This window comes from Vulcanococcus sp. DEBay_Sum29NL08_54, from assembly GCF_017859255.1.
GTDB lineage: Bacteria > Cyanobacteriota > Cyanobacteriia > PCC-6307 > Cyanobiaceae > Vulcanococcus.
In genome coordinates this window covers 19,810-27,997 of record NZ_JAFMNJ010000023.1, presented here as the reverse complement: position 1 = coordinate 27,997, position 8,188 = coordinate 19,810, and the positions used below count along the sequence as shown (strand labels likewise).

8 protein-coding genes and 1 pseudogene are annotated in these 8,188 nt (G+C 62.8%); 6 read left to right on the top strand and 3 right to left on the bottom strand.

Going from position 1 to position 8,188, the window contains the following annotated elements:
- Together QZ186_RS08405 and QZ186_RS08400 are read right to left on the bottom strand one after the other, a co-directional pair.
- Window positions 1-400 (bottom strand): annotated as a pseudogene (locus QZ186_RS08405) (photosystem II q(b) protein); the annotation flags it as partial.
- A gap of 186 nt (window positions 401-586) precedes the next feature.
- Window positions 587-1,906: a YcjF family protein gene (locus tag QZ186_RS08400; protein WP_296416440.1), complete on the bottom strand. Its 1,320-nt coding sequence runs from the start codon at window positions 1,904-1,906 to the stop codon at window positions 587-589.
- A 191-nt stretch (window positions 1,907-2,097) separates the two neighbouring features.
- Between QZ186_RS08400 and QZ186_RS08395 the strand changes: the two genes are divergently transcribed.
- From QZ186_RS08395 to QZ186_RS08375, 5 genes are all read left to right on the top strand, one after another.
- A complete protein-coding gene (locus QZ186_RS08395) occupies window positions 2,098-3,027 on the top strand; it encodes a cation diffusion facilitator family transporter (RefSeq protein WP_010316761.1) in 930 nt (309 codons plus the stop codon).
- A complete protein-coding gene (locus QZ186_RS08390) occupies window positions 3,020-3,532 on the top strand; it encodes a hypothetical protein (protein WP_247478085.1) in 513 nt (170 codons plus the stop codon). The genes QZ186_RS08395 and QZ186_RS08390 overlap by 8 nt, the downstream gene beginning before the upstream one ends.
- Window positions 3,533-3,551: 19 nt before the next feature.
- Window positions 3,552-3,995 (top strand): hypothetical protein, encoded by a 444-nt coding sequence (locus tag QZ186_RS08385; protein ID WP_296416438.1) that lies wholly within the window; start codon window positions 3,552-3,554, stop codon window positions 3,993-3,995.
- A 61-nt stretch (window positions 3,996-4,056) separates the two neighbouring features.
- Window positions 4,057-5,085 (top strand): tryptophan--tRNA ligase, encoded by a 1,029-nt coding sequence (gene trpS, locus QZ186_RS08380; RefSeq protein ID WP_010316758.1) that lies wholly within the window; start codon window positions 4,057-4,059, stop codon window positions 5,083-5,085.
- A gap of 210 nt (window positions 5,086-5,295) precedes the next feature.
- On the top strand, window positions 5,296-5,958 hold the full coding sequence (locus QZ186_RS08375; RefSeq protein WP_296416437.1) for a glycoside hydrolase family 104 protein: 663 nt from the start codon (window positions 5,296-5,298) through the stop codon (window positions 5,956-5,958).
- Here the strand turns inward: QZ186_RS08375 and QZ186_RS08370 are convergent.
- Window positions 5,949-6,311: a DUF2605 family protein gene (locus QZ186_RS08370; protein WP_010316756.1), complete on the bottom strand. Its 363-nt coding sequence runs from the start codon at window positions 6,309-6,311 to the stop codon at window positions 5,949-5,951. The two genes, QZ186_RS08375 and QZ186_RS08370, sit on opposite strands and share 10 nt — an antisense overlap.
- Window positions 6,312-6,463: 152 nt before the next feature.
- On the opposite strand from QZ186_RS08370, the gene thrS reads away from it, so the two are divergent.
- Complete coding sequence (gene thrS / locus QZ186_RS08365; RefSeq protein WP_247479951.1) at window positions 6,464-8,182, top strand: threonine--tRNA ligase; 1,719 nt, start codon at window positions 6,464-6,466, stop codon at window positions 8,180-8,182.
- Window positions 8,183-8,188 lie beyond the last annotated feature (6 nt).

Here is an 8,188-nt window from a genome sequence, read left to right as displayed (position 1 = left end):
AGGAGAGTTCCCACTCACGACCCATGTAGGCGTAGATGCCGATGAGGAAGTGGAAAACAACCAGCTGGAAAGGACCGCCGTTGTACAGCCACTCGTCGAGGCTGGCGGCTTCCCAGATGGGATAGAAGTGCAGGCCGATGGCGTTGCTGGAGGGGATCACAGCGCCAGAAATGATGTTGTTGCCGTAGATCAGGGATCCAGCAACAGGCTCACGGATGCCGTCGATATCCACCGTCGGGGCGGCGATGAAGGCAACGATGAAGCAAATGGTGGCGGCCAGCAGGCAGGGAATCATCAGAACGCCGAACCAACCCACATAAATGCGGTTGTCGGTGCTGGTGACCCACTCGCAAAACTGCGTCCAAGAACTGGAGCCGCTCTTACGAAGAGCAGTGGTCATAAGGGAAGGCCCAATCGAGCCAAATGAGTACGAATGCCGCAGATGCGGCCTGCAAAACCTAGGAGCCCCTAGAAAACATTTCCTGGAGCAAAAATTAAATTCAGCAAAGAACCAAAATGTTCATGAAGAGCTTCATGAAGCCTTCATGAAGCTATGTATAGCGCTCGAGTCTGCGCGGCCTGGCGATTAGGCGGGGGCCGATTGTTCTTTGAGCCACTGCTGCGCAGAAACCAAAAACGCGCTCCAGTCCAGTTTCTCCTCGTCCGCCGCGCGGGCAACCAACAGGGGAGCCTGGCGCTGCAAGAGAGCATCCAACTCCGCTTCGGGAACACCGGCGGCCAAAGCCATGTAGTCAGCCATCGCCCGGCCCACAACCCTGGTCAGATAGGCGGCACTGAGGGCCTGCATGGCACCCCCCACAAGCCATGTCGGACCGTGCCACTTCACCACCGAGGCCAGGGCTTGAGAGCTCCACTCGACAACCCCCAGACTCAGCGCCGCCTTGCCCAACTGAGACGCCGAGGCTTGCAGTTGCTCAAGGGACCAAGGGCAATTCCAAAGCCTGGCCATCTCCTGAAGCATCAAGCCATTGGCAGCGGCCAGCACCAACAGATCCAAGCTGGGAAGAGGCGCCACAACGACGCCCGCCGCCACGGTCCACTGGGTGCGTTGCAGCAAACGGGACCAGTGCTGGCGGCGCAGGCCCTCGAGTTCAAGCTGCCAAGCCGCATGCAACTCCTGCAGGCAGCGTTGTTGGTTGCGCTCCCGGCTCAGCGGTGTGGATTCCGCGAACCAGGAGGTGAGGTCTTGCCAGCCACTGGCCTCCTGGGCCGCAAGCGGCCAACAGCGCCCGCGCAGATGAACGGGAAGCTGCTGCTCGAGTTGCTGGAGCTGGGCGGAACTCGCGAGCTCCTCTTTCGTGCGCACCAGAATTCCCACCCGCTGCTGCTCTGGCAGGGCTTCAAGCCAGCGCAGGTCAGCCGCGGTCAGGGGCAGATCGAGTCGATACAGCAGCAGCTCGCAGTGGCGAAACACCTCCGGCCACTGCCAGGACTGAGGAGACAAGGGCAGGGCGTGACTGCGATGCACCCGAAGTGGATGCACAGAGGGGCAGTGACACAACAGCTGCTCCTGCTCGGAAGCGCTCCACGCTGCGGTCCCCACCAGGGCCAGCTGAATGCAGGTCTCCTCTTGGCGCTGACGCAACAGCTCCAGCTGAGAGCGGCGCTGAGTCTGGTGGAGCTCAAAGGTCTTGGCCTGAGCACGACCCTCCTCAGCGCTGGCTGCCTGCAGCACTTGGAACTGCTCAAGAACCGCCTCACAGCGCTCAAGCCAACCCTCGGAGGACTGAGGCAGGTGCTGACCGCTTGGACGCATGCGCCCGCCAAGCAACCAGAGGCCGGCCCCTGCGGCACCCAACCCCATCAGCGAGGAGAGGGGCCCATGGAGGGACTCCAGCACCATCCAGCCGCCGCCTGCTGCCGCAAGCCAGGGCCAATGCCGCATTCCCTGGCGCAGAACCTGCGCTTTGAGCTCCTCCCCCAGTGAGACGGGCCTCGGCGATGGGGATTCAGCTGAGACCTGAGGAACCGTCAATGGGGAGCCTGAATTCGGCGGCCGCGCCAACTCTTTAGCTCAGCTATTAACCCATGCCCAGACCCAATAGCGTGGGAGGACCTCAATGAGCCTCCTTGGCCATGGGTCTTGCTGGCCAAACCAACGAGCGGGCCGACCGCCGGTCCGAGGTCCAGAGGGTCCTGCTGGTGGCCCTCGGGGTCAACGTGGCGATGACGCTGCTCAAGCTGATCATTGGTCTCTTGAGCGGATCGCTTGCGCTCTTGGCGGATGCCATGCACAGCGCCACCGATGGCTTGTCCAGCCTGCTGGGACTGATCACCAATGGCCTCTCGGACCCCAAGCCGGACCGCGATCACCCCTACGGCCATGACAAATACGAAGCGGTCGGAGCCCTAGCGATTGCGGGCTTCATTTGCTTGACGGCCTTTGAGATCGTGCGCACAGCCCTCGAGCGCATCAGCTCGGGCCTGCCCCCAATCCGCCTGGATGGCCAGGAGCTGCTGCTGCTCCTCATCGTCCTGGGCTGCAATCTGCTGCTTGCCGGATACGAGCGCAGTGAGGGCAGACGCCTGGGCAACCAGCTGCTGTTGGCCGATGCCAAACACACCACCAGCGACATCTGGACCACCGTTGTGGTCCTGGTCGGTCTCTGTGGGGTCGTTCTGTTCAAGCAGACCTGGCTGGACGTGGCGATGGCCATCCCGCTCTGCGTCCTCTTGATCCGTGTCTGCTGGCAGGTGCTGAAGACCAACTTGCCCTGGTTGGTCGATCAAATCGCCATTGCACCGGAATCCATCCACGAGACGGCGATGGGCGTCCCTGGAGTCCTCAACGTCCATGACATCGCCAGCCGCGGGGTTCTGGGTCAGCGGGTGTTCATTGAGCTCCACATGGTGGTGGATGCCGATGACCTGCCCAAAGCCCATCGGATTACCGAGCTCGTGGAGGAGCATCTCGAGCGGCGCTTTGGACCCGTTCGCTGCACAATCCACCTGGAACCGCGGGAGTACGCGGAATCCACCATCACCTTCCAGGGGACCCATGGCTGAGCTCCTGCGCTGGCTCACCCCCCATCAGCAGCAGCTCTTGGCCGATCTCAGTGACCGCCAACAACTGTTGGCTCGCTGGGATGGCGATCGGCCCATTGCCCTGCTCGAGCGCTGCTGGTTGCGGCTGCAGATCCTGCCCATCAGCAGGCTCAGCGCGGTTTTACCGCCCGACAACAGTGGTGAAGCCCCAGAGTTGATTCGCTTCCGCAACCTGATCCGCGCCGGTTTCTCGAGCGCAGAAGCGGAAGAGCAATGTTGGGATGAGTTCGGGAAGGTGGCCTGCTCCGAGGCGCTCCAACGCTTTTGGGCCGCACAAGATCAGGGTTGCCATGGCTGGACGCTGCAGGCCTACCTCGACCTGCTGTCGCGCTACCGAAGCAGCATCGAATCGGAGGGACCAAATCCTTTGCCGGTACTGGTCTTGGCCCGAGCAGGCAGTCCAGAACACCATCGCCTGATTTGGCACTGGCCGGCCTCACTGTCGGTAGGGCACACTTGCCGCTGACTTCTTCAGGTGTGCGGCCATGGCCGACGGTGATTTCCAGCGGAATTCGGGCGAGCAGTCCCAAGGCAACCGCGGTCCTCGCGAAGGTGGCGGGTTCCGCATTCGCCTGAGCGATAACGAGATGCGCGCCGCCCGCGCCGTGCAAGAGGCTTTTGGCGTCCGTTCCACCGTGGCAGCCCTGGGCCTGTCCCTGCGCACCGTGGCCCAGCTGATCGAAGAGGGCCGGATTGACGACATCGTTGCCCAGCAGAAGGCCAGTGCCGGTTCCCGGGGACGGGGCGAGCGCGGTGACCGTCGTGGCGAGCGCAATGAGCGCCCTGGCAACCGCCCCAATCCGTTTGCCCGTCCCGCCAAACCAGCAGCCGCGGTCCCTGAAGAGGAGACGGTGAGCGAGGAAGCCGCGTCGGAAACCACCGAAGTGGCAACAGAGCAAACCACCACCGAAGAGACCACCGAGGCCTGATTCGAGGCCGCTGCCGGGTCCTGCCTCCAGGCAGAATCCGGCGAACATTTCGCCAGCTCGCATGCAACGCGCCAGGGTCCTGTCCGGAGTTCAGCCCACTGGCGCCTTGCATTTGGGCAATTGGCTCGGAGCCATCCGCAACTGGGTCGGACTGCAGGAGACCCACGACACCTTTTTCTGTGTCGTGGACCTGCACGCGATCACCGTGCCCCATGACGCGGCCGCCCTGGCCCGTGACACGCGCAACACCGCCGCCCTCTATCTCGCCTGCGGAATCGATCCTGAGAAAGCGACGGTTTTTGTCCAGAGCCATGTCTCAGCCCACAGCGAGCTCTGTTGGCTCCTGAACTGCGTCACACCGCTCAACTGGTTGGAGCGGATGATCCAGTTCAAGGAGAAGGCCGTCAAACAGGGGGACCAGGTCTCCGTTGGCCTTCTGGACTACCCCGTGTTGATGGCGGCGGACATCCTTCTGTATGACGCTGACCTCGTGCCCGTTGGCGAGGACCAGAAACAGCACCTGGAGCTGGCCCGAGACATCGCCCAGCAGCGAATCAACGCTCGCTTTGCCCCGCGGGATGCCGAAGGCGAGCCCATCCCCGTCCTGAAGGTGCCCGAGCCGCTCATCCTCAAGGAGGGTGCCCGCGTAATGAGCCTGACCGACGGGCGCAGCAAGATGAGCAAGAGCGACCCCAACGAAGGATCCCGCGTCAATTTGCTGGATTCGCCTGAGGTCATCACCAAGAAGGTCAAGCGCGCCAAAACCGATCCCGTGATGGGCCTCGAATTTGGGAACCCGGAGCGCCCCGAAACCGACAACCTCTTGGGGCTCTATGCCCTGCTGAGCGGCAAAGGTCGTGAGGCAGCCGCTGCAGAGTGCGCCGCGATGGGCTGGGGCACCTTTAAACCCCTACTGGCCGAGACACTGGTCGAAGCGCTGCGCCCCATTCAAGAGCGCTACAACGACCTGAGCGCTGATCCCGCCGAACTGGACCGCGTCCTCAAAGCAGGCAGCGAGCGCGCCAATGCTGTGGCCCAGGCCACTCTGGAGCGAACCCGCGAGGCACTGGGCTTCCTCAAGGCGAACTGAGGCCCCAAGCCGCTAATCAAAAACGGAAGGAAAGATAAAGGTGGCTAATTCGTTACGGCGCATTGGCCAGCCAAAAACCTCGCCAATCGCCCTGGAGAACTAAAAATCAACCTGCAGCACATCGAGGCAGCACTTGTCCAGTTCGGACGGGAAGTCTCACCTTGAGACTCGGCTAGCCAGCAGTCTCAATGGACTGCGACGTTGTGCCGCTTGCCAATTCGTCATTCGCTCCAGCATTCCCTCAAGCCCAGTCGTGCCGCCGCTCCGGCCTGCTCACTGGGTCTGCTGCTTCTGGCCGCTGGCCCCCTCGTGGCTCCCTCCAAGGGAGTCGAGGTGGATCAGTCACTGGAGCAGATCGTGGCGGCTGCCAGCAAGACCGAGGACGGAGAGCTGTATGCGATCACCCCGGAGCGCCGGGCCCTGCTCAACACCATTCGCTACGCCGAGGGCACCTGGAAACAAGGCCCCGAGGGCTATCGCACCCTCTACGGCGGCGGGCGTTTCAGCAGCCTGGCCAAACACCCTGATGTGGTGGTGGTGAAGCGCTACACGAGCGCGGCCGCAGGTGCCTATCAATTCCTGCCCGGCACCTGGAAAGAAGCCGCAAACAAACTGAGCCTTCGCAGCTTCAAGCCCCACAACCAGGACCAAGCGGCCCTGTATCTGGTGGATCGCCGCGGTGTACTCGATCAAGTCGACCGCAGCGGCTTAACCCGCGGGGTGATGGCCGTGCTGTCCAAGGAGTGGGCCTCCTTCCCTAGCCACAACGGACTGAGCGCCTACGGCCAACCCGTGAAGAAGGCTGCGGAACTGGCCAACTTCTACGAATCCAACCTCAAGCAACTGAAGCGCAGCCGCTGGGCTCAGGCCTGAGGAGGATCGGGGCGCTCTTGCTCCGGAAGCGGCACTCCCGCCACCCGCAACATGGCGGAGAGGTTCCAGACCCGCATCATCAGGCGATGCCAAGGGGTCATGGCATCCATATCAACGGCCATGGGGGTCGAGCAGGCGGCCCGGAGTGCTTTGGCGGCGGCGATCGCCTGAAGCGCCTCCTCCAGGGCGGAACGAAACTCCCGCTGTTCCACCGGTGGCACCAGGTGGTCGGGGGCGTGATCCAGAAGGACCAAACCGCGCTGGAACCAATAGCGAAAGTCACCAAAGAGTGACTCGAGCAAGTGGTCGAGCAATTCGGCCGACTCAGCCTGGGGTTCTTGGGGGTTGCTCACCCCCACACCCTAGTAATGGTCTGAATTGCGCTGCGTAGGATCGGGGTTGCTATGCCGCTGCCGTGACCGCGACCCGTACTGCCGAGCCTGCAGCCACGGTGCACCTGCCCAAAACCAGCGAGAGCGAGCAGCTGCTGCGTATCCGCCACTCCATGAGCCACGTGATGGCCATGGCGGTCCAGCGCCTCTTCCCCAAGGCCCAGGTGACCATCGGACCTTGGACCGAGAACGGCTTCTACTACGACTTCGATAACCCCGATCCCTTCACGGAGGCCGACCTCAAGGCCATCAAGAAGGAAATGATCAAACTCATCAACAAGAAGCTTCCGCTGGAGCGTCTGGAGGTGAGCCGAGCGGAGGCCGAAAGCCGGATCCAGGCCCAGAACGAGCCCTACAAGCTGGAAATTCTGGCCGGGATCCAAGAACCCATCAGCCTCTACACCCTCGGCGAGGACTGGTGGGACCTCTGTGCAGGCCCCCACGTCAGCAACACCAAGGAACTGAACGCCAAGGCCTTTGACCTTGAGAGCGTCGCAGGCGCCTACTGGCGTGGCGACGAGAAGAACGCCCAGCTGCAGAGGATCTACGGCACCGCCTGGGAAACCCCAGAACAGCTGAGCGAATACAAGCGCAGGCAAGAGGAAGCCAAGCGCCGGGACCACCGCCGGATCGGGACCGACCTCGACCTGTTCTCGATTGAGGACGAAGCCGGCGCTGGCTTGGTCTTCTGGCATCCCCGCGGCGCCCGCATGCGCCTCTTGATCGAGAACCTCTGGCGGGAGCTCCACTTCAACGCCGGCTACGAGCTGCTGTACACCCCCCACGTGGCTGACATCAGCCTCTGGAAGACCTCTGGCCACCTCGACTTCTACAGCGAGTCGATGTTTGGCCCGATGCAGGTGGACGAGCGGGAGTACCAGCTCAAGCCCATGAACTGCCCGTTCCACGTGCTGACCTACGCCAGCACCCTGCGCAGCTACCGCGAGCTACCGATCCGCTGGGCCGAGCTCGGGACGGTGTATCGCTACGAGCGCCCCGGTGTGATGCACGGCCTGATGCGGGTGCGGGGCTTCACCCAGGACGACGCCCACGTGTTCTGCCTGCCGGAGCAGATCAGCGACGAAATCCTGGCGATCCTGGATCTCACCGAACAGATCCTCTCGACGTTTGATTTCCGCAACTACGAAATCAACCTCTCCACACGGCCTGAGAAGTCCATCGGCGAAGACGCGGTGTGGGATCTCGCCACCCAGGGCTTGATCGAAGCGCTGGAGCGCAAGGGATGGGCCTACAAGATCGACGAAGGCGGTGGTGCCTTCTACGGCCCCAAGATCGACCTCAAGATCGAGGACGCCATCGGCCGGATGTGGCAATGCTCCACGATCCAGCTGGACTTCAACCTGCCTGAACGCTTCGACCTGGAGTACGTGGCAGCGGACGGATCCAGGCAGCGGCCGATCATGATCCACCGCGCCATTTTTGGCTCACTGGAGCGGTTCTTCGGGATCATGACCGAGAACTACGCCGGTGACTTCCCCTTCTGGTTGGCACCCGAGCAGATCCGCCTGCTGCCAGTGACCGATGAGGTCGCCGGCTACGCCGAATCCGTCGCAGCGGCCCTGAAGGCGGCGGGCGTACGCGCCAGCGTGGATCACTCCGGTGACCGCCTGGGCAAGCTGATTCGCAATGGCGAACAGATGAAGATCCCCGTTCTGGGGGTGATCGGCGCCAAGGAGGCCGAAGGCGGGACCATCAGCCTGCGCAGCCGCCGGGAGGGCGACCTGGGCAGCATCGAGCTGGAGACCGTTGTGGCCGCTGCCAAGGAAGCGAATCAAGATCGGGAAGCGGGGCTCAAGATCAGCCCCCGCTGATCTCCG